Source organism: Sporosarcina sp. AD_1, assembly GCF_057373025.1.
In genome coordinates, this window is sequence record NZ_JBPVIR010000014.1 from 13,448 (window position 1) to 33,121 (window position 19,674).

The following is a 19,674-nucleotide window of genomic DNA, read 5'->3' on the forward strand; positions in this document are numbered from 1 at the left end:
CCTATCCCTAAGTATACAGAGGAATGAGCAGAAGTGCTCGTGAAAGTATGAAAATTCCTTAACAAATCGTTTATTTCGATTCCCGAATATTCATGGTATAATAAAACCGGAATTGTTGAAAAAATAACTAAATGATTTGGGGGAAATGACGTTGACTAAATTAGCATATTCTCAAGTATGGGATTTAGATGTGTTTTTCAAGGGGGGCAGTGAATCGGAAGAACTTCGCTCGCATTTGGACGAAGCATCGAATAAAATAAGTGTACTGGAAAAAAGCATTGAGGCTTTCCAGACACCGACTTCAAAAGAAGATGCCGGTCGGGTTCTGCAACTGCTTGAAGAGGTAAAAGACACCACATTGCATTTGAGACAAGCGGGAGCTGTTATCGGATGTTTCCTCGCAGCTGACACGACAGACAAGAAAGCGCTTGTCCTGCAGGCAGAAACTATGTCGTTAAGCGCACGTTTTGCTACGGCTGATCTTGGGCTGCAACAAAAGTTAGCTCAGACGGAAACTGACGTATGGGAGCAATTGCTGCAGACGGACCAATTGAAAGACTTCACATTCATCCTCAGTGAATGGAGAGAAGAAGTGAAGATGAAGCTGTCTCAAGAAGAGGAAAGCCTGATTACAGCTTTGAGCGTGGACGGCTACCACGGATGGGGTCAGTTTTACAATCAATTAATCGGTGATATTAAGGTTAAGCTGAAGGTGGATGGTGAAGAGAAGATCCTTTCAGTTGGACAAGCAAACAATTTAAGCTCTCATGAGGAGCGTGCTGTCCGGAAGACTTCATTTGAAGCTTTAGAGGATATTTGGACAGAAAAAGAGGACTTCTTTGCTACGACGTTGAATCATTTAGCAGGCTTCCGCCTTGCCACCTATAAAAAACGTGGATGGGATTCTGTCTTGATGGAACCATTGATGCGTAACCGCATGAGCCAGGATACACTTGATGCAATGTGGGGCGCCATCAGTGCGAATAAAGGTCCGTTCGTAGATTATTTAAACCGGAAAGCTGAATTGCTTGGAACCGACAAAATGGACTGGTTCGACTTAGATGCGCCTGTCACTTCTTCTACAAAGAAAATGGAGTACCAGGAAGGCGCGGAATTTATTCTAAAGCATTTTGGCGCATTTGGTCCTGAGCTGGAAGCTTTTGCGCGCAAAGCATTTGAAGATAGCTGGATTGAAGCAGAGGATCGTCCGAATAAACGTCCTGGCGGTTTCTGTACAGGTATGCCGATTTCTGAACAATCCCGGATTTTCATGACGTACAGCGGGTCCATGTCGAATGTAGCGACACTGGCCCACGAGCTTGGGCATGCATTCCATTCGTACGCACTTCGACCGGTCCATCCACTGAACCGCCAATATGCGATGGGCGTGGCCGAAACGGCTTCTACGTTCGCCGAGATGATTGTAGCCGATGCATCGGTGAAGGCTGCAGAAAATACAGAAGAAAAGATCGCATTGCTCGAGGATAAAATCCAGCGCAGTGTCGCATTTTTCATGAATATCCATGCTCGTTTCCTATTTGAAACAAGATTTTATGAGGAGCGCAAGAATGGTGTTGTACCGGCTTCCAGATTGAACCAATTGATGTCAGAAGCACAGGAGGAAGCATATGGCGGTGCACTAAGCACGACGCATCCTCATTTCTGGGCATCTAAGCTTCATTTCTATATTACAGGAACGCCGTTCTATAACTTCCCTTATACATTCGGCTATCTGTTCTCGTTGAGCATTTATGCGAAGGCGCTGGCAGAGGGGGAAGGATTTGAACAGAAGTATATTGCATTATTGCGTGACACAGCAGTCATGTCTGTTGAGGATCTTGCTATGAAACACCTTGGCGAGGATATTACAAAGCAGGAATTCTGGGCGAAGGGCGTAGCGCTGTGCGTGAATGATGTGGAGGAGTTTTTAAATCTAACTGCCAAGGAAAGGTGAATGGTCATTGATACTGCTTGAAGGGCAAACATGTTATTTACGGATATTAACGGAAGAGGATGCGAGTATTTTTACCGAATTGCTCATTGCAAACAAAGAATACTGGACAGTGTTCGAACCGCGTCATGATAAGAGTTATTACTCGGTATCTGTTCAGCGTGACAAGATTCGGGAATCTCTCTATCAGATGAGAGATCGTCGGGAATACAATTTCGGTATATTCGACTCGGATACGAGCCGGCTTATCGGTCATATATCCCTTTATAGTATTAAAAGATTGCCTTTTTCAAGCGGTTTTGTAGGATACTCGATTGATGAAAGGGAGACGGGAAGGGGATTAGCCACGGAAGCGGTCAAAATCGTGACAAAGTTCGCCTTTGAAACGGTTTCCCTTCATCGGGTCGAAGCATTCGTTTCTCCCCGAAACTTCGGGTCGGTCAGAGTGTTGGAAAATGCGGGATATACAAGAGAAGGTTTATTGCGCAAGCTGCTGTTCATTAATGGTGTTTGGGAAGACCATTACATGTACGCTATGCTGGAAGACGAGTATTGAAAGGGTAAGGCCGCATTGCGGAAAATCCTTTCGAAAATGAAAAGTCGATTCCTGTAAAAAAGGAATCGACTTTTTCATTTCCCGGGAAATATCGTGTCATTGTTTGGCGGCAGCTTCATAGCCGTCTACGATCATATCAAGCAGACCTGTGTCAGGATGGGCGACAAGGCCGTGAATAGGCACACTCTTATCCATTAGTGGGTGATTGCGAACGACGTCTACGCTTCGTTTTACACTTTCAGTTACATCGCTAAAGCCGCGAAGCCATTCTTTCATGTTAATACCGGAATATTTCAATGTGGAGAACAGGCTTTCATCAACACCGCGATTGACCATTTTAGAGACAATGGAGTCTGTATCGATCGAGCTCATGCCGCAATCATGGTGACCAATGATATATACTTCATCCGCACCCAATTCGTAGACGGCAACCAGAATACTTCTCATGATGCCCCCGAATGGATGAGTGACGACAGCGCCGGCACTTTTAATTATCTTCGCATCACCGTTTTTCAAGTTCATCGCTTTAGGGAGTAATTCCGTCAATCTGGTATCCATGCATGTCAGGATCACAATTCGTTTGTCAGGAAACTTTGTAGTCTCATATTGCTCATACTGCTTCTCGTTTACAAACTCTCTGTTAAACTCTAGAATTTCAGATAAAATGGTCATAATACAGCCTCCGTTCTTCGGAAAAATAAGTTTTTTATAAAATAAAAGAGTCGCCTATTGGCAACTCTTATTTCACGTCTGGTTTCGGGTCGATCTTCTCAGCATCTGAAGAATTAAGAGCCCTTCCAAGGTAGTGCATTGTAAAGTATGCAGCGATTCCGAGGACGACCATATAACCGATGACTGTTGTAAACATTAAGCCCATCTTCAAGACCCCTCTCTATCAATGATAGTTCCATGCAACCCCTATTATACTACAAAAGATCATTTTTATTAAGTGTTGTTTCCAAGTAATTGTGGCGTATTTTAGAAGGCCCAGTTCCCATTCCGGAATATTGGTTCAGTAGTGCCGTCCTCTAAAATGCCGTCGATGTCCATCTCCGCTGAGCCGATCATGAAGTCGACATGTGTAATACTTTGGTTCAACCCATGCTGCTGCAATTCTTCGGTAGACATTGTCTTTCCGCCTTCTATACAGAATGCATAGGCACTTCCGATTGCCAAGTGGTTAGAGGCATTTTCATCGAACAGAGTATTGTAGAACAGTAAACCGGAATTGGAAATCGGCGAATTATGGGCAACAAGGGCAACTTCTCCAAGGCTCTTGGCACCTTCATCTGTGTCGATCAGGCGTTTTAAGACATCTTCGCCTTGTGCTGCGGACACATCTACAATTTTACCATCCTTAAAAGTCACTTTGAATCCGTCAATAATATTACCGCCATAGCTCAATGGTTTCGTATTGGAGACATAGCCATTAATTCCATCCTTATGAGGAACGGTGAAGACTTCTTCCGTTGGCATATTGGCCATGAACGTATTTCCTTGTTCGTTGACACTGCCGGCACCGCACCAAATATGTCCTTCCGGAAGATCAATCTTTAAATCTGTATTAGGCGCTGTGTAATGCAGCGTCTTATATTTCTTTTCATTTAAATAATCTGCTTTTGTATGGAGCGTTTGATCGTGTTGCTTCCAAGCTTCTACTGGATTTTCTACATCCGCGCGGACTGCTTTGAAGATAGCATCCCACAGCGCATCGACCTGCTGATTTTCTGGAAGTTCAGGGAAGACTTTAGCCGCCCAGTCCTTTGAAGGAGCCGCGATGACAGTCCAGCTGAATTTATCGGCCTGCATCATTTGGCGGTATTTGTTAAGTGCTTGACCAGCCGCCTTTTGCGCATCCGCAATACGGGATGGATCAATGCCTTTCAAAAGGTCAGGGCTTTGAGAGACAATGCTCATGAAAGCGGCACCATTTTTCGCAAGCGTTTCACGTTCTAAAACTTTCCATTCCGGAAAATCGGAGAAGGAATCAGCAGGTGCTTTTTCATACCGCAACCGAGCTATTTTATCATCAGCCCAGTCAACGATCACATGGCGCGCACCAGCATCATATGCCTTTTCCACTACCAATCTCACGAACTCTGCAGTTTCGATCGAGGCGCTTATGTATAACGTTTGATCGGGCTGGATATTGACACCTACATTAACCGCTAAGTCAGCGTAGTTTGCCAGTTTTTCATTAAAAGTAGACATAATATAAAAACTCCTTTCAGTCTTTGTAATTATTCTACCAATTCAATATACCTTAGAGCAAATTTTAATTGTGAAAAAGGAATGTACATGGAATAAATATTTCAAGAATGTTACTGAAGTTATCTAAAGAACTCGCTTAAAATGTCGAAATAAGAAGAAGTAGATAGGTAGATATGGGAGGTACAATTATGGATTTAACAACGGTATTAGGATTAATACTCGGAGTTGTGGCATTGTTGGTCGGTATGACGTTAAAGGGTGTCACTCCGGATAACCTGGTGAATTTGGCAGCTATCCTGATCATCATTGCAGGAACAGCTGCTTCAGTTGTAATCGCGTTCCCAAAGAGCGAAGTGAAACGGATTCCTAAACTATTCGGTGTCTTGTTCAAAGAACAGAAGCTCACTTCTGATGCGGACCTGATCCGGATGTTTTCCGGTTGGGCGGATATTGCAAGACGGGAAGGGCTGCTTTCCCTAGAAGCGAAGGCAGATGAAATTTCCGATCCTTTTTTGAAAAATGGGCTGGGACTAGCAATTGATGGCCAAAATGCTGACTATATCCGTGATGTTTTGACGGAGGAAGTGGAAGCGATGCAGGAGAGGCACTCGGCGGGCTCCCAGATATTCAGCCAGGCGGGCACCTATGCACCGACACTTGGTGTACTTGGTGCGGTTGTCGGTTTGATTGCTGCATTGAAAAACATGAATGACATCGATGCACTTGGCCATGCGATTTCCGCTGCGTTTGTCGCGACGCTTCTTGGTATTTTTACGGGATATGTTTTGTGGCATCCGTTCGCAAATAAATTAATCCGGAAGTCCAAAGAAGAAGCTAGACAAAAGATGATGATGATCGAAGGAATCTTATCGGTTCTAGAAGGTGAAGCACCACGTGTAATTGAACAAAAATTGGCCTCATATCTATCCATGGAAGAACGTCGCAAACTGGCTGCGAAAAATTCAGAGGGCAAGGAGGCTGGCCAGGTTGTCGAAGAGACGTAAGAAAAGGAAAAGCGAAGAGGGACATATTAATGAATCATGGCTATTGCCTTATGCGGATCTATTAACTTTGCTTTTGGCGCTGTTCATCGTGCTATTTGCATCCAGTTCAGTGGACGAGGCAAAATTTAGCCAGATATCCTCCGTTTTCAACGAAATTTTCGATGGCGGGCGCGGGGTGATGGACAACTCGTCCCCAACGACTGTACCGGTCCCTAAAGACCAGGCAGGGCAGGAGAATGATAACTCCTCCTATTTGGAGGACCAGCGTTCATTAAGTGAAATTCAAGATAAACTGGATGAATATATCGCAGTTCATGAGTTGGAGAATCAATTTCAGACCAAGCTGACGGATGAAGGACTGCTCATCACCATCCGTGACAGCATCTTGTTTGAAACGGGGAAGGCGACGATCAGTCCGCAATACGAAAATCTTGCGAAGGACATTGGTGACTTGCTTGTGTTTGATAAACCGAGACAAATTGTCATAGCCGGCCATACGGATAATATTCCGATCCATACCGCCGAGTTTGATTCCAACTGGGATTTAAGCTCGATGCGGGCCTACAACTTTTTGAAGATATTAGTCCGTGACAGCAACCTCGATCCTCGTCTATTCAGTACTAAAGGATTTGGTGAGTTCCAGCCGATCGCTTCAAACGACACGCCGGAAGGCAGAAGCAAAAACAGACGAGTCGAAGTGTTGATCCAGCCACTAGTGCTGAAAGACGGTACTCCGGTTGAATAAAAAGCTTACGCTACCCTTGCCAGGGTGCGTAAGCTTTTTTCGGGGGAAAAAATGGGCCGCCTATAGTGCGTCATGCACAGTGGCGGCCCGTCTTGCTATTCACGAAGTGACCCAAGTTCTGCAGCAATTGCTTGCATTTCATTTGGTGAGAATGTATCCCGTTTCATGACCATCTCGTACATATAGTGAAGATCTTCGTAACGTGATGTGTTGAAGTTTTCAGCTTTCATCGCATCAACATTGACCATACGGAGTTTTTCTTTAATTTGCTCCACCATGTATGAAATATTTTCTTGTGTCGGGTTTGATAAATCCATGTGGTTGCCCACCTTTCTTCAGCTTAGGATTTATCATTTCATTATTTTGACGTTGTGTCAACAGCTGATGATTTGCCCAATCGCTCCGCTTCTTTTTCTTCTTTGATTTTCGCTTGGAAGCGTTTTGTTTCCATTACGATAACTCCGGATAGACCAAGAAGACCGATCAAGTTCGGGATGGCCATCAGACCGTTCAAGACGTCGGCAAGTGCCCAAACTGCTTCAAGACTAATAACGGAACCTACGAAAATGAATAGTACAAAAATTACGCGATAAGCGAAAACTGCCTTGTTATTCGGGAAAAGATACTGGAAGCACTTTTCACCGTAGTAAGACCAACCAAGAATCGTAGAAGTCGCGAAGAAGATCAAACCAATCGCCACGACAATCGGACCTGCGCTTCCTAAGAAAGAGCCAAACGCTTCAGCTGTCAGTGAACCGGTTGCTACGCCTTCTTGCCATTTATTTGACATGACGATCGTCACACCAGTAATCGAACAGATGATAAGAGTATCAAAAAGTACTTGTGTCATTGAAATGAGAGCTTGACGCCCTGGCATATCCGTACGCGCTGCAGCAGCGGCAATAGGAGCCGAACCGAGACCTGCTTCGTTGGAGAAGAGACCGCGAGCTACTCCGAAACGGATGACCGCACCAATTGCTCCCCCTGCGACAGCTTGTCCTGTAAATGCATCTTTGAAAATCAATGCAAATGCACCTGGTACCAAATCGAAATTAAGAATAACAACTATTAATCCTGCAATGAAATAAAATAATGCCATGATTGGAACGAAAAAGGCTGTAACCTTACCGATTGATTTAATTCCGCCTAAAATAACGAGAGCTCCGAAGATGACAAGCCCGATTCCAGTTGCCCAGTGAGGTACGCTGAAAGTGCTGGACATGACGTCAGCAACAGCTTTCGACTGGGTTCCATTTCCGATACCGAATGCAGCAAATGCCCCAAATACGGCAAATAGTACACCGAGCCACTTTTGTTTCAAGCCATGCTCTAAATAATACATCGGTCCGCCAGCCATTTGGCCTTTCGAGTCTTTCACACGGTATTTAACCGCCAGAATGGCTTCTCCATATTTAGTAGCCATCCCGAAGAATCCGGCAAGCCACATCCAGAAAATCGCGCCTGGTCCGCCTGCTGCTACCGCGCCGGCAACTCCGACGATGTTACCGACCCCAACGGTAGCAGCCATCGCTGTCATGAGTGCCTGGAATTGCGAAATATCCCCATCGGCTTTCTTATCATGTTTCCTTGAAAAAACTTGCCTTAAGGAATACGGCAATAAACGTACTTGTATAAATGCGAGCCTTGCTGTCAGGAATATACCTGTACCGACAAGGAGGATCAATAGTGGCGGTCCCCAAACCAATCCACTGATCTTGTCTAATGCACCTGCGATTGCATCCATCTCAATACCCCCGTTTTTTCTAGTTTATTTTTGCGTGTGAAATATACCCCAACCTCTCATTTCCCCCTGTATCGACTCCCTCTCAAAGCATACTAACTTTGTATTAACAAACTAATAATAACTAGTTCTATTGTTAATATTCCGAAACTTTAACGCGTTAGTCAAGTACTTTTTTTACTCCATGCGAAATTTGTTTGTTTTCGGCTAGAGAGGGTATAATAATATATGCAAAACTAGTCGGAATTGGAGGTATTAGAGTGAGCAATAGCAAATTTGGAAAGTTCATCTTATTTGGAGCTCTAGCCGGAGCAGCAATCAGCCTATTCGATCGGGCGACGAGACAACATATGGCAAAAACGACAAAGGATATGGCTGCCGAAATCAGTTATTATTCCAAAAACCGTGATGTCTTGATGAGCAAGATACAAGAAAAGAAAGAGAAATATCAGTCGGTATATGAACAGCTTGCCGGCGATGCCTCCTATATAAAGCAGCAGGTGGAAGAGCTGAAAGCATTGACACCGCAAGTAAAAGAAGTTGTCATGAACACGAAGGATGCCGTCGTTGAATCAAAAGATGAAGTGAAGGAAATCGTTCAGAGTGCGAAAGAGGATATGACAAAAAAGTAAAAGGCTTTGAAAGGAGTGAGTCTAATGTGAAGAACGAAAATCAGACTTTCAAAGCAAGCAAGCCGGTTTATGCCGAACAGGATAAAAAAGATGGATTCATGAAGGATACGAAAGTCATGAATTTCTTGGATGATGTGAAAGATGGAGATTTACAAAAGTTTGATGTGACGACAGCAAACGGGTTTTTTAAGGAATTAGTAGTCAGAATAAAGAAAGTAGATGTAACCGGTCTCGGTTCTCAACTTGCTTTCTTTTTTCTGTTGTCTATGTTTCCTCTATTAATCTTTCTAATTACGTTGTTGCCATACTTGAATTTGGATGAATCGCAAGTGTTCCTTTTTGTCAGGGAATATGCACCGGACAGTGTTTATCAGCTAATCAAAAGCACAATTGATGAGATACTGAAAAACCGGAACGGCAGTTTATTATCCATTGGATTACTCGCAACCATCTGGTCCGCTTCCAAAGGGATGAATGCGTTGACGAGAGCATTGAATCGCTCTTATTTTGTGGAGGAAACAAGATCTTTTCTCGTGTCAAGAGGGATGTCGGTGCTTTTCACCATCGCATTGATCGGCGTTTTGGTCGTTGCACTGGTTCTGCCGGTATTTGGCCAGCAAATCGGAACGCTGTTGTTTTCCTATTTTGGACTAGAAGAAGGATTTATGAAACTGTGGGGCAGTTTGCGATGGATTCTACCCCCAATCCTAATTTTCGTCGTTTTTTCTGCCACATATTGGGCTGTCCCTAATATGAAAATCCATTTGAAGAGCGTTTTCCCTGGAGCTTTGTTTGCAACTGTCGGTTGGATTGTCACGTCGCTAGCCTTTTCGTTTTATGTAGGGAATTATGCGAACTACTCCAAAACGTATGGCAGTATCGGGGCAATCATTGTTCTCATGCTTTGGCTCTATTTCTCCGCAATCATATTAATGCTTGGAGGCCAGTTGAACGCTGTATTGACTGAACGTAAACAAGCGATCATAGCAAAGAAAAAAAGCAATGCCATCCACTAAGGGGCATTGCTTTTTTTTCTGTCTGATTGAGAGATTCTGTGTGGATTGTTTTATGCCTTGTTCATCGGATTCAACATCCGTAGGCCATTCAAAATAACAAGGATCGTACTGCCTTCATGGCCGATGACGCCAAGTGGCAAATCGACGACCTGCATGAAGTTGGACAAAATGAGCACCACAATGACAGAAATGGAGAAGAACACATTCTGCTTCACAATTCGCTGCATTTTCCGGGATAGTTTCACGGCATACGCTAAACGGTTTAAATCGTTTTGCATAAGAACCACATCGGCAGTTTCGAGCGCGACATCTGTCCCTTCACCCATCGCGATGCCAGAAGTCGCAGTAGCGAGCGCCGGTGCATCATTGATGCCATCACCGACCATTCCGACTGTGCCGTATTCGTTCAGCAATTGTTTTATTTCTTCTACCTTTCTTTCAGGCAGACATTCAGAGACATATTTTTCAACTCCTGCTTCTTTGGCGATAGCGGCAGCTGTCAATTGGTTATCCCCTGTTAACATGATCGGACTAATGCCGAGCACCTTTAAATCTTGTATGGCTTTGGCAGCTTCAGGACGCAATGTGTCACGAAGAGCCGCGCAAGCCAAAATCCCTTCATGGTCCTTCATATAGATCACTGTTTTTCCTTCACCGGCTAACTTCTTTGCCACGTCTTCCTTGAATCCATGGACGGCGTCTTCACCGACAAATCGTGGATTTCCGACTAAAAACTCATGATCTCCAACGAACGCTCGGATGCCATAGCCAGGTACGTCTTCAATATGGGGAGCGCGGGGGATCTGAACCCCTTGTTCCACTGCATATTTTGTAATGGCCATCGCCAAAGGGTGATTGGATTGTGACTCAATCGCCGCTAGTAGGGCAAGTGCTTCCTGTGCGTCTTTACCATTTCGTACAATGAAATCTGTTACTATCGGCTTGCCTGTTGTTAACGTGCCTGTTTTATCAAAAGCGATTGCTTTCAATGAGCCGACATGCTCAAGGTGCAAACCACCTTTGAATAAGACACCTCGTTTGGCCCCGTTAGAAACTGCAGCCAGGGTTGCAGGCATAATAGAAGCAACAAGTGCACATGGAGAGGCTACAACGAGCAGGACAATCGCCCTGTAAAATGTCGTTGTCCAATCCCACCCGAATAGGAAGTGGGGAAGGACCATCATAATGAGCACCGTAGCAATGACAACTTTTACATAAGTCCCTTCAAAACGTTCAATGAATTGCTGGGAAGGGGATTTTTCACTTTGTGCATTTTGGACGAGCTGAATGATCTTCTGGAACAATGTCTCGGAACTTGGCTTCGTCATTTTCATTTGAATGGCTCCGCTCATGTTGACCGTTCCGGCAAACAGCTCATCGCCTTCGCCCCGAGAGACAGGGACAGATTCTCCATTGATAGCGGACAGATCTACCGATGTCATGCCTGACACAATGATGCCGTCAACCGGTATGCGCTCACCTGGTTTAACGAGCAGCAAGGAGCCCACGGAAAGGGAGTCGGTGGATACTTGAGATACAGCTCCTTCTGCATCTATCAGCCAAGCAACCTCTGGCTGCATACCCATAAGGGCCGAAATTTCTTTATGGCTTTTATTTAGGGTATACGTCTCTAAAGCACCGCTTACAGCGAAAATGAAGATCAGAATCGCACCTTCTGCCCAGTAGCCAATTACGGCAGAACCGATTGCTGCGAAAACCATTAGCATCTCCACGTTGAGCTGCTTATCCTTTATTGTCTCTTCAATGCCCTCCTTCGCTTTTGCAAAGCCGCCGATTAAGAATGCAATGATATATAGAATAATAGAAGCATTTTCCATGCCAGATTTCCCTATAGACCAGGCGATGGCAATTAAAAGACCGGATAATAGGGCGGCGAATAATTCCAAATGAGCAGTCCACTGAAAAGAAGTGGATTCTTTTTCGATAGGTTGAGTTGTCAAACTAAGCACCTCCTAATTGAGAATGTTTATCAAGGTGAATATGATAAGGAATTTATTTTAAACCTATAAAATAATAGGTGAAAAGGTTATTTGTTAGTTAATGATAATGATTATGATGTTATAATAATTATCATCTGTTAGTAGTATAGCATAGCAAACTATGAAATGTTACCAATTTGCATAAAAAAGAAACTAAAAAAAGACAGCAGTATCTAGCGAGAGATACTGCTGCCTTGTCATCTTATGCAAATACTTTTTCTTTGTATTGTGCAAGTTTATCAAGTGAGGATTTATCTACATCGGCATGCAGGCTATTGCCATGTGAGTCCATCGTCACAACCGCTGTGAAATCTTCAACACGCAAGTGCCACATGGCCTCTGGAATGCCGAACTGAAGAAGATCGACACCTTCAACAGCTTTAATGCAGTCCGCATAATATTGTGCGGCACCGCCGATCGCGTTCAAATAGACGCCTCCGTGTTCCTCTAACGCTGCCAATGTTTTTGGACCCATTCCGCCTTTTCCGATGACAGCGCGGATGCCAAACTTCTTCATGATATCGCCTTGATAAGGTTCTTCACGAATGGAAGTAGTCGGGCCTGCGGCTTTAATTTCATAAGAACCATCTTCGTTCTTCAAAACAACCGGTCCACAATGGTAAATGATTTGTCCGTTCAAGTCGACTGGAGAATCGTTGTCGGATAAATATTTATGGATGGCATCCCGGCCCGTGTACATGCGGCCGCTGATCTTAACGACGTCTCCGACTTTCAAATCACGGATTTGTTCTTCGGTGATCGGTGCTGTCAGCTCCACGACTCTGGAAGACGACTGGACGGAATCATCTTGCGCCGGCTCCTCAAAAGTTAACTTGTCGCCATCATTATAATGCCAGTGCTGAATTTCGCCGGTATTCGCGTCGATATCCACTGCCATCCGACGATATGCCCAGCAATTGTACGCAACCGAAACATAAAAGCTCGCTGGAATGCGGTGCATGACACCGATTTTACAGCCGAGCAGCGTCGCTTCGCCGCCAAAGCCCATCGTGCCGATGCCAAGCGTATTGGCTGTTTTTAAGATATAGCGTTCTAACTCCGCAAGCTCCGGAATTGGATTGACATCATCCACTTCACGGAAGAGCTGTTCTTTGGCCAAATCGTAGCCCGATGACCGGTCGCCGCCAATGCCAACGCCGATAAATCCTGCAGAACAGCCTTGCCCTTGTGCTTGATAGACAGAATGCAAAATGCATTTGCGAATGCCATCCAGGTCGCGGCCGGCGCGGCCAAGACCTTCTAATTCAGCTGGAAGGCTGTATTGGATGTTTTTATTCTCACAACCGCCGCCTTTTAGGATGAGTTTCACTTCAATGTGATTCTCTTCCCATTGTTCGAATTTCACGACAGGGAGGCCAAGGCCCAAATTGTCGCCGCTATTTTCACCTGTTAAGGAATCAACCGCATTCGGACGCAACTTGCCGTCTTTTGTCGCCTGTTCAATTGCACGGCGAATGGCTGCTTTGATTTCCAGTTGGTTTACACCGACTGGCGTCTTAATTTTAAAAGTAGGCAAGCCTGTATCCTGACAGATCGGAGAAAGCTTCTCGTCCGCCATATTAATATTTTTCGCAATCGTATCAAGACTCATTGCCGCACGTGTACCGGCATCCTCGAGTTCCCTTGCCGCTTTTACCGCTCTGCGGACATCCTTCGGCAAGTTTGTCGATGTTTCGCAGACAAGTTCATACATGCTCTTTTCGAGATTTTCTATGTACATTCAAATTTCCCCCTGCTTATTCAGTTGTCTGTTTTAAGCTGTTCCATCTGTTTTTCGAGTTCATCAACTAATTGTATCAGTTGATCAATTTCTTGCAGATCCGCCGTTTCAGGCTCTATCGATTCCAATTTTTCAAGGAATTGATGGAGACGGCTTTTTAACTGATCCACTTGTCCATTGTTTTGTGGATGATTCAAGCGAGACACCTCTTTTCATTCATTTCTATCCTATATGAAAACGTGGAATTGTTCAATGTCCTCTCCTTGTGAGCTGTGAGGTGTTTTTATGGTGATGTGCCACTTTTATGGTATTATGCGTTTCTTGGTGGTTGGTTATGCTTGGTTTGAAGTGGTTCATGTGGGTGTGTCGATGTGTTATGCACGGGTGGGAGAGTTATTGCTCGGGCGTGGATGTGGTATGCCGTTTGAAATTTGGTAATGCCGAGCCGGACAGAGATATGCTAATTTGACTGTGAATGAGTGGAATGATAGTAATTATAATCGATTAGAACTAGGCAGTGCGAGTTTGGACATGGGTAATGCATTCTTGGTGTGAGAAATGGGAGCGGGGCGATGCAATGCTCACACAGTGTACCGCAACGCGGCTCCTTGATTACCATCACATCAATGATATAGGAATTTAGAATTAAAAATAATCGAATTGTTTGAAATATAAAATCTTTGTGTTATACTATGTTTAATCAATCGTAAAGGAGGCCGTAGGAGTAGAGACGAATCACATCCTGATGACAAAGGAGGGGATCCGTGAACGGACGGCAGCAATTGCACCGGCCGACTACGACATCTTTATGCAAATGGAAAGTGAAGATATTACTCAGACGTAAAGGCCCAGCCATCATCTGCTAGCAGATATGACTGGGCCTTTTTGTTATTGTGCGATTTCATAAGTTTCAACAATCTCAATGGATTCATGCACGGACTGGACCATGGAACAGTTTTTCCTTGTCAGTTCCAGGACGCGATCCATTTTCGAATCTTCAATGGAAGAACCTTTGATTGTGAAATGGAGATGGATTTTTTCAATCCGGTCGGCTTCATCTGGGTTGCGGACGATTTCCTTAGCCTCCACCGTAATATGTTCGGCGGGCATACGCATTTTGTCGAGAATTTTTCTCATGACTCCGCCGCTGCATACTGCGACGGAAGTGACGAGTAGTTGGAAGGGTCTGAATCCATATTCCTCATTCGAAGAGATGGCTAATTTTCCATAGGATGTTTCGGTTTCAAAGCCGTTTTCAGTCATTTCAAATTTCATCGTTTTCATTCCTCCTTATGCTACCATTGTATAAGAAATTCAAATATTTAAGGAGCAGAATGCTTATGGATCGAACACTTCAGGCAGAACGGCATCGTTTTTGGATTTTAGTCATCATCGTGTCGATCTCAGGTTTTTCACAAGGTATGTTATTGCCGCTCATTTCAGCCATCTTTGAACGGGATGGAATATCCAGTACATTGAACGGGTTAAATGCAACGGGACTGTACATCGGGACACTCCTGGTTTCGCCTTTTATGGAAGCGCCGCTTCGGCGGTTTGGGTATAAACCCATCATTATTTTTGGAGGAATTATCGTTTTTGGATCGCTCCTTCTGTTTCCGCTTTGGAAGCATGTAGTTTTCTGGTTTATCTTGCGGTTATTAATTGGCATCGGAGACCATGCCCTTCATTTCTCGACTCAAACATGGATAACGAGCACATCCCCGAGCTATCGTCTTGGCAGAAATATAGCGGTTTATGGTTTGTCTTTCAGTGTGGGATTTGGAGCTGGACCATTATTTGCCCCGCTAGTCCATGTATTCGAAGGGCTGCCTTTCATCATATCCGGCCTCCTTTGCATGGCTGCCTGGTCACTCGTCTTTACATTGAAAAACGATTTTCCGGATGTTATATCCAGTAATGAAGCAGGCGGTCGCCATTTTGCAGGACGGGCGAAAATGACGATTGCAGTTGCGGGCATCGCATTTTTAGGTCCATTTGGTTATGGCTTTCTGGAGTCATCACTCAATGCAATGTATCCCGTTTATGCCTTGCGAAACGGATTGGAATTAAGTTCAGTTTCCCTGATATTGGCCACTTTCTCTTTAGGCGGAATTTTATCGCAGCTGCCGCTCGGCATGTTGTCCGATAAAATCGGGAGGCGGATAATTGTTCCAATCACCTATGCTGGAGGCGCAGCCGGCTTCTTGCTTGCAGGACTAGCTGGCAACACGGTCTTATTTATTCTAATCGCCATTTTCATTACTGGGATTTTCTTAGGTTCTGTCTTCTCACTCGGCATTTCCTACATGTCGGATTTAACACCGAAGGATCTCTTGCCGACCGGAAATTTACTATGCGGCATCTTTTTCAGCATCGGCAGCTTAACCGGCCCATTTGTAGGCGGCCTGTTTTTAGAGCATTTTGCCAACGTGAGCTTTCTGCTGATTTTATCTATCTTCTTTGGATTGTTATTTATCGCTGCACTTGTCGGGGGGAGAAGGAGGACGCGTGCGATTGGGTAAAAGTGGTCGGCTGGTAATAAAGTCTGAGTGCTTGTTAGACGCCTTATATGGCGTTTTTTATGAATTTAATTTTTGGAGTCCATTTCAATTTAATTACTGGGATGGATCCCGTTTATCTGGAACTCTTGCGGTTAGTCAACTGGCGCCGGCTCAAGGACAATTTTAATTGGCGGAAGCCGAGAGTAATTTGACGTTCGTGTCGGTTATCTGGCGTTCAATCCAATATTCTGGCGTTCGTACTGGTTATCTGGCGTTCAATCCAATATTCTGGCGTTCGTTTTGGTTATCTGGCGTTCAAATCTATATTCTGGCGTTCGCGCTGGTTATCTGGCGTTCAAATCTTTATTCTGGCGTTCGTACTGGTTATCTGGCGTTCAATTCTATATTCTGGCGTTCGCGCTGATTATCTGGTGTTCAATCCAATATTCTGGCGTTCGTCCAGATATATTGACTTACTGCCAACCAAGCCACGGAACAAACCACATCAAAAAAGAGCACCCACAAAGTGGATGCTCAGTGCAAAATGGAGTTAACATTTTCGTACTCGAGAACAAGGTCATCGAGCGTCCGGAATTCGTAGCCCAATTTTTTGGCTTCGCGAATAAAGTCGGGGAGTGCTTCCGCGTTATCTGGAGAGACGGTGTGCATGAGGATGACCGCTCCCGGATGCAATTGGTTCATGAGTTCATTGTACGCGTAAGCTTTTCCTTTCGGCTTGTTTGCATGCCAGTCGATAAAGGCGACGGACCAGAAGATGTGACGGTATCCGAGTTCATTTGCCTGGGCGAGGAGTGCTTCGCTGAAAACTCCTTCAGGCGGACGGAAGTAGTTGGTTCGCTGGACACCGGCTGTCTGGTTCAGCAGTTCGTCAAACTTCTTCAGTTCTTCTTCCACCTTTTGTTGGGAGACGCTAGCCATATTCGGGTGGTTATAAGAGTGATTTCCGATGATATGGCCTTCCTTCACCATCCGTTTTACGAGAGGCGCCGCGCTTTTTAAATAATGGCCGGTGAGAAAGAATGTCGCCGGGGCTTCCTCTTTTTTGAGTGTATCGAGAATGCTTTCCGTATAGCCATTTTCATAGCCATTATCAAATGTCAGGTAGGCGATTTTCTCATCGGGTTTTCCTTTGTAGATGGCGCCGTGACGTTCAAGTATAGTTTCCAATGCGGCTCCTGCATCAGGCGGAACGCCGCCGGTTGCTTTTTTGAATCCCCAATGGAATTCTTCCGCATTTGCGGCAAAAGGATTAAATAGCACACCGACGATGATGATGAAGGCGGCCATTAAGATCCCGGGTCCATGATGTTCCACGCGTAACACACTCCTTTTCCTTCCAGAATCCGAGGGCAGGCTTCAAGAAAAGCAACCACAAGGATTTTGTTGTTAGGATGTGCGTTTTTGAAAAAAATATACTTTACGCCAGCAAGTCATTTAGGGCGTCTTCAAGAACCGGAAAATTAAATTGGAAGCCGGCTTCTTGGAGTACTTCAGGCAGTACAAATTGTCCTTCCAGCACGAGGCTGCTTTTCTTGCCTAATGCTATTTTCATTAGCGGCGCAGGGGCTGGCATCCAATGCGGCCGGCCGATTGTGGAACCGATTGCTTTTCCGACTTCGCTCATCCGTTTTGGGAAAGGCGATGTGACATTTACAGGCCCTTCCAAGCTATCGTGTGTTAATGCAAACAAGATGGCGCGTGCGACATCCTCCACATGCACCCAGGAGATCCATTGCTTGCCGCTGCCAATTTTGCCCCCAACGAACAATTTATAGGGCATGACCATTAATGGAAGTGCTCCATCTTCTTTGCCGAAAACGGTTCCGAACCGTGTAAAGACCGTACGGATGCCCATTTCGGAAGCGGCAGAAGCTTTCTCTTCCCATGCTGTTACGGTTGTACCCAGCAAATCATCTGCTTTTTCTGTTGAACGTTCTGTATATACAGCGGTTTCCGAGGTCGGATAAATACCTATTGCACTCGCATTGATTAAAACAGAAGGCTTTTGTTCCATCGCCGAGATGATTCTCAACAATTCATCCGTCGCTTCCATACGGCTGTTATAAATCGCTTCTCGATGGGATTGATTCCATCTTCCATCATTAATTGAGACGCCAGCCAAATTGATAAAGGCATCGGCTGTCCCTATTTCTTTTTCTGGACAGGCATCCTCATCGAGCCATCGCACATAAGTGACTCCATTCGAAGTATGGGATGATTTCCTCGTAAGCACGATGACTTCGTCTTGTTGCGCCTGCAGCAACTCCACAAGATGACGTCCGACAAATCCTGTTCCACCGGCAATAACCACTCTCATTCCGGCCATCTCCTCTCGACTAAAATCAGAAAGCTGACCTCCATGTCTCATCGTTGTATACTAGTAATAGCGGGGAGGTATGCCTATATGTCTGTTATTACGAAAATAACACAACAAAAACGTGATAGCGAACGATATAATATATTTCTCGATGAAGTATACGCATTCAGCGTCCATGAATCCGTGCTCGTCAAGTTTGGTTTGACGAAAGGGATGCAGGTGGATGATTGGGCTAAAGGCGAAATCGAGTACGAAGACCAAATTGAAAAGGCATTTAATCGTGCGCTCCACTACTTATCGTTTCGGATGCGAAGCGAGTTTGAAGTGAAGAAGAAGCTAGCGGATTTGGAGTTTGGAGAGGCGGTTATCCTGGAGGCAATCGTCAAACTGAAGCGTCTCGGTTTCTTAAATGATGAAGCATTTTCGGAGGCTTTATTGCAAACACAAAAAAACACTTCGAATAAAGGACCGAAAGCCATCCAGCAAGATATGCAGAAAAAAGGGATCGCTAAAGAATTACAACAACAAGTGATCGAGCAATATTCAGATGAGGAACAGGTGGCGCGAGCAAGAAAGTTGGCGGAAAAAGCCGTCAACGGAAATCGTTCCACCCCTCCCGCGCAATTAAAGCAAAAAATCCAGAACGCCTTATTACGTAAAGGATTCTCCTATGAGGTGGTCAATCAAGTCATTGATAACCTGGAGATGGAAATAGAAGAGGACGAGTGGGATGCGATGACTCACTCAATCGGTGAGAAAGCATGGCGTCGATACGAATCAAAACATTCGGGCTATCAATTGATCAACCGGGTGAAGCAGGCGATGTATCAAAAAGGCATACCGATGGACCGGATTAACCGGTTCATTGAAAAGAAGGAGACAGAGGATCATGGAGAGCCAGAAGAAATATAGTGAAATGACAGAACACGAGCTTCGCTCTGAAATTGCACGGCTTATGGAAAAAGCGCGTAAAGCGGAGCAGCTTGGCATTGTAAACGAATATGCGGTGTATCAGCGGAAAGCCGTTATTGTACAATCCTATTTGGTTGATGCAGACTCGATTGTTCCGGGAGAAGTGTATCGGATCGATGGTGATGAAGGAGTTTTCTTCAAGGTGGATTACTTGAAGGGCCTATTTGCTTGGGGATACCGACTGAGCGGTACACGAGCGGAAGAAGCATTGCCGATTTCCATGCTGAAACCATTAAAGTCCGGGAAATGACAGGAATAAGAGCTGC

21 protein-coding genes are annotated in these 19,674 nt (G+C 44.9%); 10 read left to right on the plus strand and 11 right to left on the minus strand.

Annotation, left to right across the window (positions count from 1 at the left end):
• Nucleotides 1-151: 151 nt before the first annotated feature.
• On the plus strand, nucleotides 152-1,954 hold the full coding sequence (locus ACSW3C_RS19140) for a M3 family oligoendopeptidase (protein ID WP_486564574.1): 1,803 nt from the start codon (nucleotides 152-154) through the stop codon (nucleotides 1,952-1,954).
• A 7-nt stretch (nucleotides 1,955-1,961) separates the two neighbouring features.
• Entirely contained in the window at nucleotides 1,962-2,507 is a 546-nt protein-coding gene (locus tag ACSW3C_RS19145; RefSeq protein ID WP_238079405.1) for a GNAT family N-acetyltransferase, read from the plus strand.
• A gap of 96 nt (nucleotides 2,508-2,603) precedes the next feature.
• On the opposite strand, the gene ACSW3C_RS19150 is transcribed toward ACSW3C_RS19145, so the two are convergent.
• From ACSW3C_RS19150 to ACSW3C_RS19160, 3 genes are all read right to left on the minus strand, one after another.
• Nucleotides 2,604-3,179 carry a beta-class carbonic anhydrase gene (locus ACSW3C_RS19150; RefSeq protein WP_486564576.1) on the minus strand — a complete coding sequence of 192 codons (576 nt, stop codon included), beginning with the start codon at nucleotides 3,177-3,179 and terminating at the stop codon, nucleotides 2,604-2,606.
• A 67-nt stretch (nucleotides 3,180-3,246) separates the two neighbouring features.
• Nucleotides 3,247-3,384, minus strand: coding sequence for a hypothetical protein (locus tag ACSW3C_RS19155; RefSeq protein ID WP_238079403.1), 138 nt, complete (start codon nucleotides 3,382-3,384; stop codon nucleotides 3,247-3,249).
• Between the two features lie 101 nt (nucleotides 3,385-3,485).
• Nucleotides 3,486-4,718 (minus strand): aminopeptidase, encoded by a 1,233-nt coding sequence (locus ACSW3C_RS19160; RefSeq protein ID WP_486564578.1) that lies wholly within the window; start codon nucleotides 4,716-4,718, stop codon nucleotides 3,486-3,488.
• 188 nt (nucleotides 4,719-4,906) lie between these two features.
• On the opposite strand from ACSW3C_RS19160, the gene motA reads away from it, so the two are divergent.
• Nucleotides 4,907-5,722, plus strand: coding sequence for a flagellar motor stator protein MotA (motA, locus tag ACSW3C_RS19165; RefSeq protein ID WP_486564580.1), 816 nt, complete (start codon nucleotides 4,907-4,909; stop codon nucleotides 5,720-5,722).
• Entirely contained in the window at nucleotides 5,706-6,467 is a 762-nt protein-coding gene (motB, locus tag ACSW3C_RS19170) for a flagellar motor protein MotB (protein WP_486564582.1), read from the plus strand. The genes motA and motB overlap by 17 nt, the downstream gene beginning before the upstream one ends.
• A gap of 95 nt (nucleotides 6,468-6,562) precedes the next feature.
• Here the strand turns inward: motB and ACSW3C_RS19175 are convergent, their stop codons facing one another.
• Together ACSW3C_RS19175 and ACSW3C_RS19180 are read right to left on the minus strand one after the other, a co-directional pair.
• Nucleotides 6,563-6,784: a DUF1128 domain-containing protein gene (locus tag ACSW3C_RS19175; RefSeq protein ID WP_207963085.1), complete on the minus strand. Its 222-nt coding sequence runs from the start codon at nucleotides 6,782-6,784 to the stop codon at nucleotides 6,563-6,565.
• Between the two features lie 41 nt (nucleotides 6,785-6,825).
• Complete coding sequence (locus tag ACSW3C_RS19180; protein WP_486564584.1) at nucleotides 6,826-8,211, minus strand: alanine/glycine:cation symporter family protein; 1,386 nt, start codon at nucleotides 8,209-8,211, stop codon at nucleotides 6,826-6,828.
• A 257-nt stretch (nucleotides 8,212-8,468) separates the two neighbouring features.
• Here ACSW3C_RS19180 and ACSW3C_RS19185 point away from each other — a divergent pair, with 257 nt between their 5' ends.
• Together ACSW3C_RS19185 and ACSW3C_RS19190 are read left to right on the plus strand one after the other, a co-directional pair.
• Nucleotides 8,469-8,840, plus strand: coding sequence for a YtxH domain-containing protein (locus ACSW3C_RS19185; RefSeq protein WP_486564586.1), 372 nt, complete (start codon nucleotides 8,469-8,471; stop codon nucleotides 8,838-8,840).
• Between the two features lie 26 nt (nucleotides 8,841-8,866).
• Nucleotides 8,867-9,856, plus strand: a complete 990-nt coding sequence (locus ACSW3C_RS19190) for a YihY/virulence factor BrkB family protein (protein WP_486564588.1) — start codon at nucleotides 8,867-8,869, stop codon at nucleotides 9,854-9,856.
• A gap of 50 nt (nucleotides 9,857-9,906) precedes the next feature.
• Here ACSW3C_RS19190 and ACSW3C_RS19195 read toward each other — a convergent pair whose 3' ends face one another.
• The 4 genes from ACSW3C_RS19195 to ACSW3C_RS19210 all read right to left on the minus strand — a co-directional run bounded on the left by ACSW3C_RS19195 (nucleotide 9,907) and on the right by ACSW3C_RS19210 (nucleotide 14,872).
• The gene (locus ACSW3C_RS19195; protein ID WP_486564590.1) at nucleotides 9,907-11,817 is read right to left on the minus strand and encodes a heavy metal translocating P-type ATPase; all 1,911 of its coding nucleotides are present in this window, start codon (nucleotides 11,815-11,817) and stop codon (nucleotides 9,907-9,909) included.
• Between the two features lie 241 nt (nucleotides 11,818-12,058).
• Complete coding sequence (locus tag ACSW3C_RS19200; protein ID WP_486564592.1) at nucleotides 12,059-13,597, minus strand: fumarate hydratase; 1,539 nt, start codon at nucleotides 13,595-13,597, stop codon at nucleotides 12,059-12,061.
• Between the two features lie 20 nt (nucleotides 13,598-13,617).
• Complete coding sequence (locus ACSW3C_RS19205) at nucleotides 13,618-13,794, minus strand: SE1561 family protein (protein ID WP_238079396.1); 177 nt, start codon at nucleotides 13,792-13,794, stop codon at nucleotides 13,618-13,620.
• 691 nt (nucleotides 13,795-14,485) lie between these two features.
• Nucleotides 14,486-14,872, minus strand: a complete 387-nt coding sequence (locus ACSW3C_RS19210; protein ID WP_486564594.1) for an OsmC family protein — start codon at nucleotides 14,870-14,872, stop codon at nucleotides 14,486-14,488.
• Nucleotides 14,873-14,937: 65 nt separating this feature from the next.
• Here ACSW3C_RS19210 and ACSW3C_RS19215 point away from each other — a divergent pair, with 65 nt between their 5' ends.
• Together ACSW3C_RS19215 and ACSW3C_RS19220 are read left to right on the plus strand one after the other, a co-directional pair.
• Complete coding sequence (locus ACSW3C_RS19215; RefSeq protein WP_486564596.1) at nucleotides 14,938-16,119, plus strand: MFS transporter; 1,182 nt, start codon at nucleotides 14,938-14,940, stop codon at nucleotides 16,117-16,119.
• 166 nt (nucleotides 16,120-16,285) lie between these two features.
• On the plus strand, nucleotides 16,286-16,522 hold the full coding sequence (locus tag ACSW3C_RS19220) for a hypothetical protein (RefSeq protein ID WP_486564598.1): 237 nt from the start codon (nucleotides 16,286-16,288) through the stop codon (nucleotides 16,520-16,522).
• A 110-nt stretch (nucleotides 16,523-16,632) separates the two neighbouring features.
• On the opposite strand, the gene pdaA is transcribed toward ACSW3C_RS19220, so the two are convergent.
• Nucleotides 16,633-17,406, minus strand: a complete 774-nt coding sequence (pdaA, locus tag ACSW3C_RS19225) for a delta-lactam-biosynthetic de-N-acetylase (RefSeq protein ID WP_486564633.1) — start codon at nucleotides 17,404-17,406, stop codon at nucleotides 16,633-16,635.
• Between the two features lie 130 nt (nucleotides 17,407-17,536).
• Nucleotides 17,537-18,436 (minus strand): TIGR01777 family oxidoreductase, encoded by a 900-nt coding sequence (locus tag ACSW3C_RS19230; RefSeq protein ID WP_486564599.1) that lies wholly within the window; start codon nucleotides 18,434-18,436, stop codon nucleotides 17,537-17,539.
• Between the two features lie 87 nt (nucleotides 18,437-18,523).
• Between ACSW3C_RS19230 and recX the strand changes: the two genes are divergently transcribed.
• The gene (gene recX, locus ACSW3C_RS19235; RefSeq protein ID WP_486564601.1) at nucleotides 18,524-19,348 is read left to right on the plus strand and encodes a recombination regulator RecX; all 825 of its coding nucleotides are present in this window, start codon (nucleotides 18,524-18,526) and stop codon (nucleotides 19,346-19,348) included.
• Nucleotides 19,326-19,658, plus strand: a complete 333-nt coding sequence (locus ACSW3C_RS19240) for a YfhH family protein (RefSeq protein ID WP_486564603.1) — start codon at nucleotides 19,326-19,328, stop codon at nucleotides 19,656-19,658. Before recX ends, ACSW3C_RS19240 begins: the two co-directional genes overlap by 23 nt.
• Nucleotides 19,659-19,674: the final 16 nt, after the last annotated feature.